We start from the raw sequence: 18788 nt of genomic DNA, 5'->3' as shown, positions 1-18788 counted from the left end.
AGCACACACCCTGCCAAGGTCTGCCGCTGTCCGTACCTGCGCATACTGCCTCCCGCGATGCTCGTATCGGAGAGGGGAACATAACCGTGTCATCCAAAAGACACGCCCTAGCCGGGCCGTGACGACCGGCCGATCTCGCACCACACCGCCTTGCCCTCGCCGCGCGGCTCCACACCCCAGCGCAGCGCCAGCGCGTCCAGCAACAGCAGCCCCCGGCCCGACGTGGCCGCCTCACCCGGCGTACGGCGCCGCGGCCACGCGCTGGAACGGTCCTGCACCGTCAGCCGCACCCGCCGGACCGGTTCGGGCAGCACCTCCAGCGTCAGCACCGCACCGCCCTCCGTGTGCAGGAGCACATTGCCGAGCAGCTCACCGGTCACCAGCTCGGCGTCGTCCGCGAAGGCCCGCATGTCCCAGTCCCGCAGCGCCCGCCGCACCACCGCCCGCGCCTCCGACAGGCCCTGCGGGTCGGCCTGGTGGATGTACTGGTGGATGCGCGGCGCCCGCGGCGTACCCGGGTCCGGACTGCGCCGCAGCACCAGCAGCGCCACGTCGTCGCCCGCCCCCCACCGCTCCCAGAACCGTTGCGAGAGGTGGTCGGCCAGCGCCTCCGCGCCCGGCGGCCCGCTGCTCACCGCCGCCTCCAGCGCGTCCATCCCCTCCCCGATGTCCACGCCGGGCTGCTCGACCAGCCCGTCCGTGCACATCACCAGCGTCTCGCCGGGCACCAGGTCCAGCCGGGTCTCGGGGAACTCCTCGTCCCCGAAGACCGACGCCACGCCCAGCGGCAGACCGCCCGGCAGCTTGGGCCGGCCCACCCGCCCGTCCGTGTGCCGGATCAGCGGCCCCAGGTGGCCCGCCCGGACGGCCCTCACCGTGCCCGAGTCCAGGTCCACCTGCGCGTAGGTGCAGGTGGCGAACCGCTCCGTGTCCAGTTCGGCGAGGAACCTCGACGCCCGGGCCAGCACGGTCGACGGGGCGTGGCCCTCGCCGGCGTACGCGCGCAGCGCGATCCGCAGCTGGCCCATGATGGCGGCGGCGTGCGTGTCGTGGCCCTGGACGTCGCCGACCACGATCCCGACCCGGCCGCGAGGCAGCGGGATCACGTCGTACCAGTCGCCGCCGACCTGCCGGCCGCTCCAGGCGGAGTGGTAGCGCACGGCGATCTCGCCGCCCTCGACGGCCGGGATGCGGCGGGGCAGCATCGTGGCCTGGAGGCCGGTGGCGAGCTCCCGCTCCTCGTCGAAGAGGATCGCCCGCTGGAGCGACTGGGCCACGATGGCGGCCAGGCCCAGCGAGAGGTTGCGCTCGTCGGCGCTGAAGGCGGTACGTCCCCGGTAGAACAGCGCCATGCCGCCCAGGGTGCGCGCCTGGGCGACCAGCGGGAGGTAGGCCGCCGCCCGGAACCGCAGCCGCCCGGCGAACGGGGCGAGTACCGGATAGTCCTTGATCAGTTCCTGGAACGAGCTGCTGAACAGCGGGCGGCCGCTGAGCACGGTCTCCGCCAGCGGCATTCCCGGCTCCAGTCGCCGCATCCGCAGATGTTCCAGGACGTCGAGCGACTCACCGCTGAGCGCGATGATGTTCAGCGAGCCGTTCTCGACCAGACCGAGCGCGAAGCCGTCCGCGCCCAGCCGGGCCAGGCCCCCCGGGCCGGTCAGGGCTGCCGTGACGTCGTCCACCGTCACCGCGCGGGACAGGGCCTGCGTGGTGCGCTCGACCATGTTCGTCTGCCGCTGCCTGCGCTTCTCCAGCTCCATCACGAAGGTGGAGTGGGTGATCTCGGACGTGGCGTCCCGCACGATCCCGACGATCCGGTGGGCCCGGCCGTCCCGGTCGCGCAGGATGCGGGCCTGGACGTGCGTCCACTGCACCGATCCGTCGTCGAGGGGGACCTGGAAGCGTGCCGCGTACGAGGACCGGCCGCTGACCAGCGCCTCCTTGATCACGGCGTCCAGGCGGGCGCGCTCCTCCGGGTCGAGCCGGTACACCAGGGAGGCGGGCCGGGAGTCGAACGTGCCGGGCGCCAGGCCGAAGACCAGGAGTCCCGCCTCGTCGATGTCGATCGTGCCCGCGTCGAGGTCCCAGTCGAAGCTGCCCGTGCGGTTCATGGCGAGCCGCTCGGTCGGCCCGATCTCGCCGCTGTGTGCCTGGTTGTCCGTCATCCCCCTCATTGTCGAGCCGGTCATGCGCGAACGCCAAGGTATCGGCATGTCCGGGTGGGCCGGGCGGGAGGCCGGGGAGGCCGACGGGCGGCGGGGGTGGCCCGACCGACGACTTCACCGGGGAGTGGGCGGGCGGCCGGTGCGGCGGCCGGATGTGAGAAGGGTTGACGCCTCAACTGCCCCTCCCTATCTTCCTGTTCGAAGTCCTGGTCAATGTCCGAAATCTCGAACAACTGAAGAAATCCAGGAGCACACACATGGCACCCATACGGCCGAGGCTCGTCCTCGCGCTGGCGGCCCTCATGGTGGGAACGGTGATGGCCGCCCCCACCCGAGCCGATGCCCCGCCCCCGGCCGACTACGCGATCGCGGTCACCCCCGACCGGGCCGGTCCGGCGATCGACCCGACCATGTACGGCGTCTTCTTCGAGGACATCAACAACGCCGCCGACGGCGGCCTCTACGCCGAACTCGTACAGAACCGTTCCTTCGAGTTCGGTCCCGTCGACAACCGGTCCTACACGCCGCTCACCGCCTGGCAGCAGACCTCCACCGGCGGCGCCACCGGCACCGTCCAGGTGGTCGACGACGCCGAGCGGCTGAACCGGCGCAACCGCAACCACCTCCGCCTCGGCCTCACCGGTGCCGCCGGCCCGGCCGCCCGCTTCGGCGTGGTGAACAGCGGCTACGGGGCCGGAATGGCGCTCCGCGAAGGCGCGCGGTACGACTTCTCCGTCTGGGCACGCACCGACAGCGGCGCCGGCACCCGCCTCACCGCCGAGCTGCGTGCCGCCGACGGCACCGCCCTGTCGGCGCCGCTGGGCATCACCGTGCGTGGCGACCGCTGGACCAAGTACACCGGCACGCTGACCCCCGCGGCGACGACCACGGGCGGCCGCCTCGCCGTCACCGCTGCCGGCGGCGGCACCGTACGCCTCGACATGGTCTCGCTCTTCCCCCGCGACACCTACAAGGGCCGGCCGAACGGGCTGCGCAAGGACCTCGCCGAGAAGATCGCCGCCCTGAAGCCCGGCTTCCTCCGCTTCCCCGGCGGCTGCCTCGTCAACACCGGCAGCCACCAGGCGTACGAGGCCCCGGACTGGGAACGCCGCCGCTCCTACCAGTGGAAGGACACCGTCGGCCCGGTCGAGCAGCGGGCCGTCAACGCCAACTTCTGGGGATACCACCAGAGTTACGGCCTCGGCTACTACGAGTACTTCCAGTTCGCCGAGGACATCGGCGCGATGCCGCTGCCCGTCGTCCCCGCCCTCGTCACCGGCTGCGGAGAGAACCAGGCCACCGACGACCCGGCCCTGTTGAAGCGGCACATCCAGGACACGCTCGACCTGATCGAGTTCGCCAACGGACCCGTCACCTCCGAATGGGGCCGCAAGCGGGCGGCCATGGGCCACCCGAGGCCCTTCGGCCTGACCCATCTGGGCGTGGGCAACGAGGAGAACCTGCCCGACCAGTTCTTCGCCCGCTTCACCGAGTTCCGCAAGGCCATCGAGGCGAAGCACCCCGGCATCACCGTCATCAGCAACTCCGGGCCCGACGACGCCGGAGGCGTCTTCGACCGCGCCTGGCAGCTGAGCCGCGAGGCCGGTGTCGACATGGTCGACGAGCACTACTACAACAGCCCGCAGTGGTTCCTGGAGAACAACCACCGCTACGACTCCTACGACCGCCGGGGCCCCAAGGTCTTCCTGGGTGAGTACGCCTCCCGCGACAACCGGTTCTTCAACGCCCTCTCCGAAGCCGCCTACATGACCGGCCTGGAACGCAACGCCGACGTCGTCAAGCTCGCCTCCTACGCCCCGCTCCTCGCCGACGTCGACCACACGCAGTGGCGCCCGGACATGATCTGGTTCGACAACCACCGCTCCTGGGGCTCCACCAGCTACGAGGTGCAGAAGCTGTTCATGAACAACACCGGCGACCGGGTCGTGCCCAGCCGGGCCACCACCACCCCGGCCGTCTCCGGTCCCATCACCGGCGCGGTCGGCCTGTCCACCTGGGCCACCAGCGCCGCGTACGACGACGTGGAGGTCACCGCGGCCGACGGCACCGCACTGTTGAAGGACGACTTCTCGGCCGGGGACGCGCGCTGGACCCGGGCCGCGGGGCGCGGCAGCTGGGCGGTCCAGGACGGTGCGTTCGTCCAGACGGACCCCGCCGCCGAGGACACCCTGGTGACGGCGGGCGACACCGGCTGGCACGACTACGACCTGCGGCTCAAGGCCACCAAGAAGTCCGGCAAGGAGGGCTTCCTCATCGCCTTCGGCGTCCGTGACACCGGCAACCACTACTGGTGGAACCTCGGAGGCTGGAACAACACCCGCTCCGCCGTGGAGAAGGCCGTGGACGGCGGCAAGGAAACGCTGGCCGAGAACGGCACGACGATCGAGACGGGCCGGACGTACGACGTGCACGTCAAGGTGCGGGGGCGTCAGGTCACCCTCCACCTCGACGGCAAGGTGTGGGGGAGCTTCACCGACGACAGGGCCGCCGAGCCGTTCCGGCAGGTAGTGACTCGGGACAAGGGCGACCTCGTCGTCAAGGTCGTCAACGCCCAGGCCGCGCCCGCCCGGACTCGGATCGACCTCGGTACGGCGAAGGTCGCCCCGACCGCCCGGCTCACCACGCTCCAGGGGGCGCCGGACGCCGTGAACACCGCCGACGCCCGGCCGGTCCGGCCGCGCGAAACGACCCTGCGCGGGGTCGCCCAGGAGTTCACGTACACCTTCCCGGCGCACTCCGTCACCTTCATGAGGATCAAGACGGGATAGGGGCGCGTCGGCGGCTCGGTGACTACCCTGGCCGGGAAGGGCGCCCGCCCTTCCCGGCCTTCCGCTCGGCCGTTCCGTTCGGTTTTCCGCCCGCTCGTCGAAGCGCTTCGACGCCTTCCCTGGACAGGTACTCAGGGTGGCTCTAACCTCGGGTGAGCCGGTCGAAGCGCTTCGACACGCTCCGCTCAGCTCCACTCATCTGTCCCACGGAGAGCCGAATGGTCACCCTTGCCGATGTCGCTCAGCATGCCGGAGTCTCCGCCAGCACGGTGAGCTACGTCCTCAGCGGCAAGCGGTCCATCTCCACCTCCACCCGCGAACGCGTCCAGCGCAGCATCGAACAGCTCGGCTACCACCCCAACGCCGGGGCCCGCGCCCTCGCCAGCAGCCGGTCCAACATCATCGCCCTGATGATCCCGCTGCGCACCGACATGTACGTACCGGTGATGATGGAGATCGCCATCGCCGTCGCCACCACCGCCCGCTCCCACGGCTACGACGTCCTCCTGCTGACCGGCGAGGAGGGCCCCGCGGCCGTACGCCGCATCGAGGGCAGCGCGCTCGCCGACGCGATGATCCTCATGGACGTGGAACTGGACGACGACCGGCTGCCGCTGCTGCGCGAGGCAGCCCGGCCCGGCGTGCTCATCGGGCTGCCCGCCGACACCACCGGACTGAGCTGCGTCGACCTGGACTTCGAGGCCGCCGGCGCCCTGTGCGCCGAACACCTCGCCTCCCTCGGCCACCGCGAGGTCGCCGTCATCGGCGAGGCCCCCGCCGTCTACGAACGGCACACCGGATTCGCCGAACGCACTCTCGCCGGACTCCGCGACCGCAGCCACCAGCTGGGCGTCCGCCTCCTGCACCGTCCCTGCGAGGGCAGTTACGCGGCCGTCGCCGCCACTCTCGCACGCGTCCACGACGAACGCCCCGGCACCACCGCCTTCGTCGTCCAGAACGAGGCCGCCACCGACCCGCTCCTCGCCCTGCACCGCCAGCAGCGCCGTGCCGTCCCCGAGGACGTCTCGGTGATGGCCATCTGCCCCGACCAGGTCGCCGCGCACGCCTCCGTACCGCTCACCTCGGTCGCCGTGCCGGCGCAGAAGATGGGCCGGTACGCGGTCGAGCAGGTGGTCGCCAAGCTGGAGGGGCGCGGCGTCGACGAGGTCGTCCTGCTCGCCCCGGAGCTGACCGTGCGCGACAGCACGGGCCCCGTCAGCGCACGCTGAACGACAGGACGCGCTCCTCACCGGCGACCAGGGCGAGAGCCGCTGTTCCGGCGGGGGTCCTCAGATCGATCCGGGCCGTCCGGGACGGCCGGATCGCCACCGAGCACGTGCCGTCACCCCACACCAGGTCCACCTCGGCGCCGAAGCGGGTGCGGACGCCGCGCAGTTCACCCGCCGGGTACGCGGAGGGCAGCGCGGGCAGCAGGACGAGACGGCCGGGCGCCGACTGGACGAGCATCTCGATCAGCAGCGCGGGCAGGGCGTGCGCGGCGTCCGCGTTGTACACGTCACGCCCCGGATAGTGCGCGCTCATCAGCGAGACGTGGAAGTAGTCGCCGCCCAGCACGCGGCCGAGGGCGGCGCCCGCCCGCGCACCGTCCCGCCGTCCCGCAGCCGCGCGGCGACCAGCGCGTGGTGGAGGTGGCCGTGGGCGGAGCCGTTCTCCGCGCCGCGCAGCTGAAGCGCCCGGTGCGCGGCGCGGGCCAGGCCGGGAGTGTCGTACGGGTTGATCTCACCGAGCGGCCACACCGGGTACAGGTGGCTGAGGTGGCGGTGGTCGTAACGGTCGCCCAGCCCCGGCCAGGCCCACTCCGCGAGTGCCCCTTCCTCGTTGACCCGGTACGCGGGCAGCCGGGCGGCGAGGGCGCGCAGCCGCTCGGCGTCCCGGGGGTGGTGGTCGGCCGCCGTGGTGAGGGCGTGGCGGGCGGCGGCGATGTCCATCGTCGCGTTGACGGTGCCCCAGCTCGCGCCGACGGGCCGGTTCTCGGGGGAGTACGAGGGCACGATCACGATCCGCCCGTCGGGGCCGGTGCGGGTGAGGAAGTCCTCGTAGAACAGGGCCACTTCACCGAGGGCCTCCACCAGGCGCGGGTCGGCCCGGCCGGAGGTCTCCGCCTGCTCGACGAGCGGTTGCAGCAGCCAGTCGGCGCCCGCCGTCCACAGCTGGTGCGGGTAGGCCCGCTGGAAGTGGTACGTGTGCCCCGACACGCCGTCCGTGTGGCACGGCGCCACCACGCCCCGCGCCCCGAAGATCGCCCGCGCGTTGTCCCGCCAGTCCGCCAACTGCCCGTACACCAGGGCCGCGTGCGCCTCGGAGACCTCCGGAAGGGCGGCGGCCGCCGCCGAGGCGACCTGGAGGTTGAGGTTGGCGTTCGTGGTGAAGGCCCCCGACCAGGCGGTGTCCCAGTCGCCGGTCCACAGGCCCACCAGACGGGGCGGCAGCATGCCGCTCGCCGACAGCAGGTGGTAGCGGCCCGCCGCGAAGAGCCGCTCCACCAGCGCCGGACTGCCCGGCCTGCGGAGCAGCTCGCCGCCCGACAGGGCACGGTCGGCCGGGCTGCCGCCGAGGTCCAGGGTGACCCGCTCGTACGCGGCCCGGTGCAGCCGCTCGTGCCGGGCGAGCAGCCGCGCGTACACCTCCGAAGGCGCGCCGGCACCCACCGTCAGGGCGCGCAGGGACGCCGCATCGGCCGGGACGTCCGCCTCACCGGTGTGGCGGCGCACCCGTGTCAGCAGCACCAGCTCCTCCGCCCCCGTCACCCGCAGGCCGTCGGGCCCGACCGCGACACGGCCGCCCGCGACGACCGCCGACGTCACACCCGTGTACGACACGTCACCGCCCGGGTGGCGGGCCCGCAGGATGAGCACGCCGCCGCCCGGCGTCAGCACCGTGCCCCGTCCCACCGCCAGGGCGCCGGGGGCGCCGGGCAGCCAGGGGTCCAGGACCACCGCGGCGGTGACGGTGCCGCCGCCCACGTACTGGACGATCACGTCGTCGGCGCGGGAGACGAACACCCGGCTGGTCCGGCCGGCGCGTACGGAGGACACCACCCCGGTCGCGAAGTCGGCCGAACGTCGGCAGCCGCCCGTACCGACGGCGCCCCGCCGCACCCGTACCTGGAACGCGGGATGGAACGCGCCGACCCAGCGCAGCTCCCGCCCGTCCGTGAACCGCTCGGCGGCCGTCGTGTCACCGGCCAGCAACCGGTCCTGCACGCCGGGCAGCGTGGCGGCGAGCCGGGGCGGCAGGGTGTCGGCCACCGGCCGGACCAGGGAGTGATGGTTGACGACCACCCGGTCGTCGTCCGGATCGCCGGACACCATGGCGCCGTGCCGGCCGTTGCCGCTCAGGAAGGCGTCCTCCCACCGCGTGGCGGGCCCCGGCTCCCACGTGCCGTGCACCGGCCCCGTCACCGGCCGGACTCCCGCAGCACCGCCACCCCGTACCGCTCCAGCACCAGCGAACCCGACACCGCCGTACCGGTCAGCACCTCGCGGTACGCGCCCGGCACGCGGACCGTCACCGGCTCCCGCCCGTGGTTCAGGACGAACAGCAGCCCGGCGCGCCGCACCGCCTCCACGCCCGCCGGCAGCCCGTCCAGGACCGGCCGCACCCCCGCCTCCCCGGCCACCCGGGCGAGCAGGTCCCGCAGCGCCCACGGCACCGGCAGTGTGGACACGTACCAGGCCCGGCCCCGGCGCAGCACGGCCGGGAGGCCGTCGAGTTCACCGCCCCGGTACGCGGCCACCACCTCGCCGCCGTCCGCCGTCAGCTCCTCCGACCAGAGCGTGCCGTCGAACCCGTCGCACCCGACGGTCCCGCCCTTGTCCAGCGGCCACCACTCATGGACCGTACCGATGCCGAACAGCGCCCGCAGCCTTGCGTCCATGCCGCCCTCGCGCACCCGGTCGTCGGCGTCCGCCACCCCGGTCAGGAAGCCGGACACGAGGGTGCCGCCGCCGCGTACGTACGCCACGAGGTTGTCGATCGCGGTGTCCGTCAGCAGGTACAGGTGCGGGACGACGACCATCCGGTAGCCGGTCAGGTCGTGCCCGGGGTGGGCGAAGTCGGTGGCGAGGTGCGCCTCCCACAGGGCGCGGTGCCAGGCGCGTACGACGTCCTCGTAGGCCACCTCGGTGGACAGCCGGCCGTCCTGCTGACCGGCCCACCAGGAGTCCCAGTCGTGCAGGACCGCGACGTCGGCGGTGGTGCGCGTACCGGAGGCCCCGGCCAGCCGGACGAGCTCGGCGCCGATCCGCTTGACCTCCTGGAACGTTCGGCCGTGCTCGCCCGCGTGGGAGACCATGCCGGAGTGGAACTTCTCCGCGCCCTGGCGGGACTGGCGCCACTGGAAATAGCAGACGGCGTCCGCGCCGTGGGCGACGGACTGGAGGGACAGCAGCCGGTTCAGGCCCCGTGGCTTGGGATGGTTCACGCCCCGCCAGTTGACCGGGCCCGCCGCCTGCTCCATCACCATCCACGGACCGCCGCCCGCCTGCGACCGTGTCATGTCGCCGATCATCGCGTTGTACTGGCCGCCCAGCGGGTCCTTCGGATCCGGGTAGACGTCGACCGACACCACGTCCTCCTGACCGGCCCACGCCCACGCGTCCTGCCCCGCCCACAGCGGCATGAAGTTCGTCGTGACCGGGATGTGGGGGGTGTGCCGGGCGACGATGTCCCGCTCGGCGGCGTAGCACTCCAGCAGCGCGTCGGACGTGAACCGCTTGAAGTCCAGCGTGTGGGCGGGGTTGCGCAGGTACTGGGCGCGGCGCGGAGGGATGATCTCGTCCCAGGTGTCGTAGCGCTGACTCCAGAAGGCCGTGCCCCACGCTTCGTTGAGGGCGTCGAGGGTGCCGTGGCGGGCGCGCAGCCAGCGTCGGAAATGGCGGGCCGTCCCGTCGCACCAGCAGTGCGTGCAGTACTCGTTGTTGATGTGCCACATGGTGAGGGCGGGGTGCGTCCCGTACCGCCGCGCGAGGCCCTCGGTGATCGCGGCGGCGTACGACCGGTAGGTGGGGGAGCTGGGACAGAACTGCTGACGCGAACCCCACCACACCGTCCGCCCGGTCTCGTCGCGCGGCAGCGTCTCGGGGTGGCGCGCGCCCATCCAGGGCGGGGGAGAGGCGGTCGGCGTGGCGAGGACGACCCCGATGCCGTGCCCGTGCAGCAGGTCCATCACCCGGTCCAGCCAGCCGAAGTCACGGGCGCCGGGGCGGGGTTCGAGCCGGGACCAGGAGAAGACACCGAGCGTGACGGAGTTGACGCCGGCGTCCTTCATCAGCCGGACGTCGTCCTGCCAGGTCTCCTCGGGCCACTGCTCGGGGTTGTAGTCGCCGCCGAACAACAGGCGGTCGCGGGTGGCGTCGTCGAGCGAGGGCATCGGGCGGGGTCTCCAAACGGGATCGGCGGGGCCGGGGCTCAGCCTTTGACGGCGCCGGTGAGCATGCCCTTCCTGAAGTGCTTCTGGACGAAGGGTGAGGCGACCGCGACCGGCACCAGGGCCAGCACCATGACCGCCATCTGCACGGACAGCGGCGAGAGCTGATTGGTCTTGATCATCTGCCCGAGCCCGGTCGGGGGCTCCTGTTTCTGCACGATCTGGATCATGACGTTCTGCAACGGCATCATGTCCTGGTCGGTGAGGTAGATGGAGGCGTTGAACCAGGCGCTCCAGTAGCCGACCGCGTAGAACAGCGAGATCACCGCGAGGACCGCCCGGGACAGCGGCATGACGATCCGCCACAGGATCCGGACCTCGCCCGCCCCGTCGATCCGGGCGCTGTCGATCAGCTCCGGCGAGATGTTCATGAAGAACGCCCGCAGCACCAGGATGTTGAAGACGCTCACCGCGCTCGGCAGGATCAGCGCCAGATACGTGTCGGTCAGGCCCAGCGCCTGCACCAGCAGATACGTCGGGATCAGCCCGGCGCCGAAGAACATCGTCGCCAGCAGGGTCATCAGCAGCCACCGGTGCCCGAGCGAGCCGGGCCGCGACAGGCCGTACGCGCACAGCACCGACACCGTCATGCTGAAGAGCGTCCCCACGGCGGTCACCCCCAGGCTGACCAGGGCCGCCCGCTGCACCTGGCCGCCGCCCAGCAACTCCTGGTACGCGACGAACGTGATGTCCCTCGGGACCACGACCAGACCACCCGCCCTGCTGATGGTCTCCGGCGTGGACAGACTCGTGACGACCACGATCCACAACGGGAACAGGACCGCCAGGCACGCACCGGCCAGCACGATCCCCTTGCCCGCCAGCCCCGCCCTGCTCGGCGGCTCCTCCCACACCGGGCGGGGCGGCGCGGCCCAGCGGCTCACCGCACTCACTTCTTGTACACCCCCTGCTCGCCCATGAGGTGGGCCACCTTGTTCGCCGCGAGGACGAGTCCCAGCCCCACGACACCCTTGATGAGCCCGGCGGCCGCGGCGTAACTGAAGTCCTGGTTGCGGATGCCGTTCCACCACACATAGGTGTCGAGCACCTCGGCGGCGTCCGGTCCCACCGCGTCACGCTGGAGCAGCAACTGCTCGAAGCCGACGGTCAGTGCGTCACCGACCCGCAGCACCAGCAGCAGGGCGATCACCGGGCGCAGGGCGGGCAGCGTGACGTGCCACATGCGCCGCCGACGCCCCGCCCCGTCCATCGCGGCCGCCTCGTACAGGTCGTCGCTGACGGAGGACAGCGCGGCGAGGAAGACGATGACGCCCCAGCCCGCGTCCTTCCAGATGCCCTCCGACGTCACCAGGAGCTTGAAGATCCCCGGGTCGGTCATCAGGTCGAAGCCCTCGATGCCGTGCTGCCGCAGGGTCTGCGCGATGATCCCGGCGCCGCCGAAGATCTGCTGGAAGACGGTGATGACCAGCACCCAGGAGAAGAAGTGCGGCAGATACAGGATCGCCTGGGCGACCGCGCGCACCCGGGGCCGGACGATGCTGTTGATCAGCAGCGCCAGCAGTATCGGCACCGGAAAGAACAGCACCAGTTGGAGGAGGAACAGCACCAGGGTGTTCTCGACCGACCGCCAGAAGGCCGAGTCGGCGAAGATCCGCTCGAACTGGGCGAACCCGGTCCACGGGCTCTCCAGCATGGCCACGAAGCCGTTCTCGCTGAGATACGGGTCGTAGTCCTGGAACGCCACCACATTGCCCAGGACGGGTACGTAATGGAAGACCAGGACCAGCAGCACCGCGGGCAGGGCCATCAGAAGGAGCGCGCGGTCGCGCCGGAGACGGAGCCGGAAACCGGGACCGTTCCCCCTCTTTCCGGTACGGGCCCTCCTCGGCGGTGGCTCCGGCGTCCCTGTGGCACCCGAGCCGGGGGCCGGGGGCGCGCCCGGCAGCGTGCTGTGCTGGGGCACGGTTCCCTCCTCGCGTCTCTCGCTCGCGCGCCGGCGGGTCAGTGGTCCGCGGCGGAGCCGGCCGCCGAGCCGGTCTCGTCGAGCAGCTTCCGGTACCAGTCGCGCAGCTGGTCGCCGCCCTTTCCACGCCACTCCGACACCGCCTGCTGGACGTCGCTCACCTTCTTGCGGCCGCGGACGACGTCGTCCTCCAGCTGCTCGAAGTCGTCGGCCAGGTTGGTCCAGCGGGCGGGCTCGGTGACGGTCAGCCCGTAGAAGGACGTCTTCCGGGTGAAGGCCCCCATCCGCTGCTGCCACTGCACCTGGAGCCTGGTGATGTCGGGCCGGTCGGGGTGCGCGATGTACGCGGCGGGGTCGCCCAGGTAGTCGAAGGCACCGACGACCTGGAGGTTTCCGTCGTCGTTCTTGACCGGCAGGCCCTTCTCCAGCGTGTAGTGGGTGCCTTCGACGCCGTAGTCGGTCAGCATGCGCTCCTTGGTGCCGTACGGCGCCGCGCAGAAGTCGGCGATCGCGAGGACGTCCTTGACGACCGCCTCGGAGGCCTTGCCGCTGACGAAGGTCCAGATGTTCGCCGGCTGGGTGGCGTAGAGGACCGGATCCGAACCGTCGTGCCCGAAGATGTCGAACGCGCCCATCCGGAAACCGGGGTTGCGTGCGGCCTGTTCGACGCTCTTGCCGTACCAGCTGGAGAGGTCCTGGTTGTAGACGAGGACCTGGCCCGCGGTGAACCGGTTGCCCGGGTCGCCCTGCGTGGAGCCCGCCCTGGCGTCCGGATGGACGACCCCGGCCGCGAAGAGCTTGCGCGACCACTCCAGGGCCTCGAGGTACTCCTCGGTCTCCACCCGGTTGACCAGCGCGTCACCCCGCAGGTCCCACCACAGCGCCTTGTCACCGCCGGGCAGGACGCCGAAGATGTTGAAGGCCGTCCACTTCATGTCGTCGCAGGCCCACACCTTCGCCCTGGCGTTGGTGGCCTCCTTCGCCCAGGTGAGGAACGCGTCCGCGGTCCTGGGCAACGGGTAGCCCTCCTTCTCGAAGACGTCCTGCCGGTAGAAGGGCGCGATGTTGACGACGTACGAGCCGGGCATCGGAATGCCGCGCAGGGCGCCGCCGAATATGGAGCGCTGCCAGGCGTCCGTCGGAACGGCCGCCAGGTTCGGGTACGCCTTGACCTTGTCGCCCGACAGGTACGGGCCGAGGTCGGCGAACTTGGCGTTGACGGCGCTCGGTATCTTCCCGGTGAGGTTCCAGGCGGGCACGACCACCACGTCGGGGATGTCGCTGGAGGCGAGGACCGCGCCGAGCTTCTCGTCGTAGGTGTTGCCGTCCTGGTTCTGCCAGACGGTCCTCACCCCGATGGCCTCGTCCATCGCCCGGTAGTACGAGTTGTCGCTGCTGGGCGGGCTGCCCCACAGCGGCGCCATGATCCGTACGGTGCTGCCCCGGCCGGCCTTCCGCGCCACCGACGTCTTCAGCCGCTCCGTGGCGATCGCCGTCGTGAAACCGGCGGAAGAGCCGTTCTCGGACGGGATGTCGGGCGCGACGACGTTCCGCGCCACGAACGCCGGAAGGATCTCGCGGGCGTCCTTGCCGGAGGTGGCGCCCTCCTTCTTCGCGCTCGGCGAGCCCCCGCAGGCCGCGAGCAGGGGCGTCCCTGAGGCCACCGCGGCCGCGGCGAAGGCCGTGGAGGCGAGGAAGCTCCGCCGGCTCGCGCCGGAGCCCGGGGCCGAAGTGGGGGCGGGGGAGGAGCTCGGCGTCATTGCGTCAACCCTTCATGGCGCGCCGGGACACCCGGCGGACGCGCCGGTCGGCTGCGGTGACGGTGCGGTGGCGGTGCAGAACTGGCGTAACGGAGGCAACAGTTCGTCGAAGCGCTTCGATATTGGTGCGAGGCTAAGTGAACCCCTCCGACCGCACAAGGGCTGAAGGCGCAATTGCTCAGCCGCCAGGGTGAGTTCGTGCCAAGGCATGTCTTGACAGCCGCCGTCGGTCGAGTCGAGCATCGAAGCGCTTCGAATGACGGATGTCCGCACGCCGTGAGGGGAACCGCACCGTGACCGCAGACCGGCCGCCCTTCCGCGACCCGCAGGTGCCCCTGGACGAACGTGTCGACGACCTCCTCGGGCGCCTCACGCTCGACGAACGGATCGCGTTGCTCCACCAGTTCGCGCCCGCCGTCGAGCGCTTGGGCGTCGCCGCCTTCCGCACCGGTCAGGAAGCCCTCCACGGCGTCGCCTGGATGGGCCCCGCGACCGTCTTCCCCCAGGCCGTCGGCCTCGGCGCCACCTGGAACGACGACCTCGTCCGGCGCGTCGGCGAGGCCGTCGGCAGCGAGCTCCGCGCCATGCGCGCCCGCGACGACCGCGTCGGCCTCAACGTCTGGGCCCCCACGGTCAACCTGCTGCGCAACCCCCTGTGGGGGCGCGGCGAGGAGGGCTACTCCGAGGACCCCGCCCTCACCTCCGCCCTCGCCGCCGCCTACACCCGAGGCCTGCGCGGCGACCACCCCGCCTACTGGCGCACCGCCCCGGTCCTCAAGCACTGGCTCGCGCACAACAACGAGACCGACCGGGACACCACCTCCGCCTCGGTACGCCCCCGCGTCCTGCACGAGTACGACCTGCGCGCCTTCCGTACGGCCGTCGAGGCGGGCGCCGTGGCCGGCGTCATGCCCGCGTACAACCTGGTCAACGGCCGCCCCAACCACCTCTCGCCGTACCTCGCCGGCCACCTGCGCACCTGGACCGACCGGGAACTCCTCGTCTGCTCCGACGCCGGCGCGCCCAGCAACCTGGTCGACTCCGAGCACTACTTCGACACCCACGAGGAAGCCACCGCAGCCGCCCTGCGCGCCGGCGTCGACAGCTTCACCGACCACGGCACCGACCCCACCACGACCACGGCCCGGCTGCGCGGCGCCCTCGCGAGGGGGCTCATCGGCGAGACCGACATCGACACCGCCGTACGCCGCCAGCTCCACGTCCGCTTCTCGCTCGGCGAGTTCGACCCGGATCTCGACCCCTACGCGTCCGTGACCGCCTTCGACACCGACGAGCACCGGGCGCTCGCCCAGGACGCCGCCGAGCAGGCCGTCGTGCTCCTCACCAACGACGGGACCCTGCCGCTCGACCCGGCCGCCCGGCCGCGCCTCGCCGTCGTCGGCCCCCTCGCCGACGAGTGCAAGCTGGACTGGTACAGCGGCACCCTGATCCGGCGCTCCACCCCGCTGGACGGCCTGCGGGAACGGTTCGGCGCCGAGAACGTCACCCACGCCGAAGGCGCCGACCGGGTACGGCTGCGCTGCGCCGCCGGATACCTCCGTGTCCCCGAGGCGGGGCCCGTCGACGACGCACACGGCGCCGAGGGGTCCCTCGACCCGGCCCTGCTCGCCGGCCGCACCGACCTGCCGCCCCTGTACCCGGACGGCCACGGCACCGAACTCGCCCTCACCGACTGGGGCGGCGGCGTCCTCACCCTCCGGGCACCGGACGGCCGCCACCTCTCCGTCGCCGACGACGGCCGGGTACGCGCCTCGGCCGACCAGCCGGGTGGCTGGGTCGTCCAGGAGACGTTCCGGCTCCGGCCGCACGCGCACGGACACCTCCTGGAGCACATCGGGACGGGCGGTTACGTCTGCGTCGCCGCCGACGGCGCGAAGGTTGCCGACCGCGCCGAGGAGGCGGAGGTCTTCACGGTCGAGACGACCGAGCGCGGCGTCGACGCGGCCGCCCGGGCCGCCGCCGCCGCGGACGTCGTCATCGTCGTCGCGGGCAACGACCCGCACATCAACGGCCGCGAGACCGAGGACCGCACCACCCTCGCCCTGCCCGCCGCCCAGGTCCGGCTCTGGCGCGCCGCCCACGCCGCCAACCCGCGCACCGTGCTCGTCCTCGCCTCCTCCTATCCGTACGCCGTGCCCGACGCGGCCGCGGAACTGCCCGCCCTGCTGTGGACCGCGCACGGGGGCCAGGCCGCCGGCACCGCCCTCGCCCGCGTCCTCGCCGGGGACGTCTCACCGGCGGGGCGGCTGCCCCAGACCTGGTACGCCACGGACGACGACGTACCGGGACTGCTCGACTACGACATCATCGGCAGCCGCCAGACCTACCTCTACTTCGACGGCACCCCGCTGTTCCCCTTCGGCCACGGGCTGTCGTACACGTCCTTCGGCTACGACGACCTCGGCGCCGAGCGCCACGGCGGGACGATCCGGGTCGCGTTCACCGTCACCAACACGGGGACCGCCGCCGCCGACGAGGTCGCCCAGCTGTACGTGCGGGCCGTCTCCCCGTCCGTCCCCCGGCCGCTGCGGGAACTCGCCGGTCACCGGCGCGTCCACCTCGCGCCCGGCCGAGCGCGGCGCCTGGAGTTCGACGTGCCCGTGGCCGCACTCGGCTTCTGGGACGTCGCCCACGGCCGCTGGAGCGTCGAACCGGGGCCGTACGCGTTCCTCGCCGGCGCCTCCAGCACGGACGTCCGGCTGACCGCCACGGTCACCGTCGACGGACCACCCCGCGCCCCGCGCCCCGTCCTCGACCGGCTGCTGAGCGCCGCCGACTACGACGAGGAGCACCTCACCGTGCTGGCCGACCGCGCCAAGGCCGGCGGCGACTGCGTCACCCCCGCAGCCCCCGACCGGCCGGGCAGCCTCCTCTTCCGCGACTGCGCCTTCGCCGCCGGAGCCTCGGCCGCCGCCCTGGAGGTCTCCGGCACCGGCACGGTCACGCTCACGCTCGGGGACGGCACCGCCCTCGCCGCCGTGGACGTGGCGGCACCCGGCGGCCCGTACGACTACACCACCCTCACCACCGCCGTCGAGGTCAGCGGGGTGCGGGACATACGCGTCGGACTGACCGGCACCGTAAGGCTGGCGTCCATCGGCTTCACACGCTGAGCCTGGTGCGGCGCCCCCTCACGGCATGCGCACGCATCCGGCACCGCCCACCCGGCACGCAGGGATCTACGCTGCTTCCGTCTCCTTCCGCAGCACCCGTGTGAGGCGTTCGCCGACCACCCGGTCGACGCCCCCCTCGCACTCGACGCCCAGCGCGGCCGCCAGGTCGCGCATGTGGAGGTCGGCCAGAGCCTCCGTCAGTTCGGCGAACGCCTCCGCGGCTGCGCGCCCGCGCCGCACGCCCGAGGCGACGGCGACACCCCCGACCAGTGCAGCCGGCCACCACCAGAAACCCAGCACCAGATACCCCACGCCCCAGGCGCACAGCCGCGCCGACGCGCTCAGCCTCAGGCGGGCGGCCTGCAGTTCGGCACGCGTGCCGTCGCCCGCCAGGAGCCACAGATGTGGCCAGGCGGCCCCCAGCTCCAACCGGTGGGCGCGCCAGAGCCGTTGCCCGGGCGCGGCGAGGCGGTCACCCATCCCGAAGGGGTGACGGGGCGGCGCCGCGGCGATGCGGCCGCGGTCGGCGTAGTGGCGCTCGGCGATGCCGGCGAGCCGGTCGGCGTCGGCCGCTCCCCCGATACGGGCCCGGCCCGCCGCCACCAACGCGGTGCGGAAGACCGCGTCGGCCGCGCGCCAGCGGCGGAGCCGGCGGTCGGTGAGGTACCGCAGCAGCGGCCCGTGCGGCTCCGCGCACCACAGCAGTTCCACGCCCGTGCCGAGGGACTGGGCGGCCGCGCCGGTCACGGCGGCGCCGGCCAGCACGCCCAGCGCCACCAGGGCGACGGTGCCGGTGCTGCGGGACGCGGGGGAGGCGGCGAGCGTGTCGAGCCAGGCCCGCAGCCGCTCGACGTCGGACCAGTGTTCGTGGCCCAGGACCATGGCCGTGGTGAGGGCGGCGAGGAACAGCAACCCCGGCAGGGCCAGCAGGGTCAGCCATCGCTCGGCGATCCGGCCGCCCAGCGCGCTGAGAAAGGCGCTGGTCACCGGAGGGGGACCGTGCGCAGCGGCTGCTCGAAGATCCGGCAGCCGGGGTGCGGGGCATCGTCGTCGGGCGCCTCCACCCGACCGCAGTGACCTCGCGGGCAGGCCAGCACGTGCAGCGGCGGGTGGACCGGCCCGGCGACCGGGAGTCGCTGGAAGCCGGGCGTGGGCGTGGGCGGCGGCGTCGTGCGGTAGGAGCCCAGACCGGCGCTGTGTCCCGCCGCGAGCAGCTCCTCCTCCAACTCGTCGAAGGCGTCGTCGAGTTCCTCGGGGGCCCGGCCGGCACGCAGTTCGGAGGTGATGGACTCGATGAGCCGCAGCCCCCGCTCACCCAGCCCCATCGATCCGGAAGCGTCCGTCAGCCGCCGGCACAGCTCCCCCATCCGGGGGTGCCCGGCTCGCGGCCCGCCTCGTCCGCCCGTCTCGATCTCCACCGGTCCCCCTCGGACGCCGGATGTCGGTCCGCCGCGATTGTACTTCGGCTCCACGTCGGCCGTACGTCGGCAGTCTGACGGCTCGTTCGCTATCGTGAGCACGAGCCGCGCGGCGCCGAGGTGCGGCGGTCACGACAGCGTGACACCGG

The 18788-nt window shown here is 72.6% G+C and carries 10 protein-coding genes and 1 pseudogene; 3 read left to right on the top strand and 8 right to left on the bottom strand.

Annotated elements, in window-relative coordinates; translation table 11 throughout:
• Nucleotides 1-107 precede the first annotated feature (107 nt).
• Nucleotides 108-2165, bottom strand: coding sequence for a SpoIIE family protein phosphatase (locus ABT360_RS12700; protein WP_351814337.1), 2058 nt, complete (start codon nucleotides 2163-2165; stop codon nucleotides 108-110).
• Between the two features lie 257 nt (nucleotides 2166-2422).
• On the opposite strand from ABT360_RS12700, the gene ABT360_RS12695 reads away from it, so the two are divergent.
• Both ABT360_RS12695 and ABT360_RS12690 read left to right on the top strand, forming a co-directional pair.
• Entirely contained in the window at nucleotides 2423-4954 is a 2532-nt protein-coding gene (locus ABT360_RS12695) for an alpha-L-arabinofuranosidase C-terminal domain-containing protein (RefSeq protein ID WP_351814335.1), read from the top strand.
• A 218-nt stretch (nucleotides 4955-5172) separates the two neighbouring features.
• Nucleotides 5173-6183, top strand: coding sequence for a LacI family DNA-binding transcriptional regulator (locus ABT360_RS12690; RefSeq protein WP_351814333.1), 1011 nt, complete (start codon nucleotides 5173-5175; stop codon nucleotides 6181-6183).
• On the opposite strand, the pseudogene ABT360_RS12685 reads toward ABT360_RS12690, so the two are convergent.
• The 5 genes and pseudogenes from ABT360_RS12685 to ABT360_RS12665 all read right to left on the bottom strand — a co-directional run bounded on the left by ABT360_RS12685 (nucleotide 6170) and on the right by ABT360_RS12665 (nucleotide 14087).
• Nucleotides 6170-8376, bottom strand: a pseudogene (locus tag ABT360_RS12685) (glycosyl hydrolase family 95 catalytic domain-containing protein). The gene ABT360_RS12690 and the pseudogene ABT360_RS12685 overlap by 14 nt on opposite strands.
• Nucleotides 8373-10346, bottom strand: a complete 1974-nt coding sequence (locus ABT360_RS12680) for a beta-galactosidase (RefSeq protein ID WP_351814331.1) — start codon at nucleotides 10344-10346, stop codon at nucleotides 8373-8375. Before ABT360_RS12680 ends, ABT360_RS12685 begins: the two are co-directional and overlap by 4 nt.
• A gap of 38 nt (nucleotides 10347-10384) precedes the next feature.
• On the bottom strand, nucleotides 10385-11296 hold the full coding sequence (locus tag ABT360_RS12675; protein ID WP_351814329.1) for a carbohydrate ABC transporter permease: 912 nt from the start codon (nucleotides 11294-11296) through the stop codon (nucleotides 10385-10387).
• Complete coding sequence (locus ABT360_RS12670; protein WP_351814327.1) at nucleotides 11293-12327, bottom strand: ABC transporter permease; 1035 nt, start codon at nucleotides 12325-12327, stop codon at nucleotides 11293-11295. The genes ABT360_RS12675 and ABT360_RS12670 overlap by 4 nt, the downstream gene beginning before the upstream one ends.
• A 38-nt stretch (nucleotides 12328-12365) precedes the next feature.
• Complete coding sequence (locus ABT360_RS12665; RefSeq protein ID WP_351814325.1) at nucleotides 12366-14087, bottom strand: extracellular solute-binding protein; 1722 nt, start codon at nucleotides 14085-14087, stop codon at nucleotides 12366-12368.
• Between the two features lie 293 nt (nucleotides 14088-14380).
• Between ABT360_RS12665 and ABT360_RS12660 the strand changes: the two genes are divergently transcribed.
• A complete protein-coding gene (locus ABT360_RS12660; protein ID WP_351814323.1) occupies nucleotides 14381-17221 on the top strand; it encodes a glycoside hydrolase family 3 C-terminal domain-containing protein in 2841 nt (946 codons plus the stop codon).
• A 66-nt stretch (nucleotides 17222-17287) separates the two neighbouring features.
• Here the strand turns inward: ABT360_RS12660 and ABT360_RS12655 are convergent, their stop codons facing one another.
• Both ABT360_RS12655 and ABT360_RS12650 read right to left on the bottom strand, forming a co-directional pair.
• Entirely contained in the window at nucleotides 17288-18208 is a 921-nt protein-coding gene (locus ABT360_RS12655; RefSeq protein ID WP_351814321.1) for a hypothetical protein, read from the bottom strand.
• The gene (locus ABT360_RS12650; RefSeq protein ID WP_351814319.1) at nucleotides 18205-18639 is read right to left on the bottom strand and encodes a hypothetical protein; all 435 of its coding nucleotides are present in this window, start codon (nucleotides 18637-18639) and stop codon (nucleotides 18205-18207) included. Before ABT360_RS12650 ends, ABT360_RS12655 begins: the two co-directional genes overlap by 4 nt.
• Nucleotides 18640-18788: the final 149 nt, after the last annotated feature.

This window comes from Streptomyces sp. NPDC000229 (assembly GCF_040300825.1).
Classification (GTDB): Bacteria; Actinomycetota; Actinomycetes; order Streptomycetales; family Streptomycetaceae; genus Streptomyces.
This window is presented reverse-complemented; position numbering and strand designations above follow the sequence as displayed.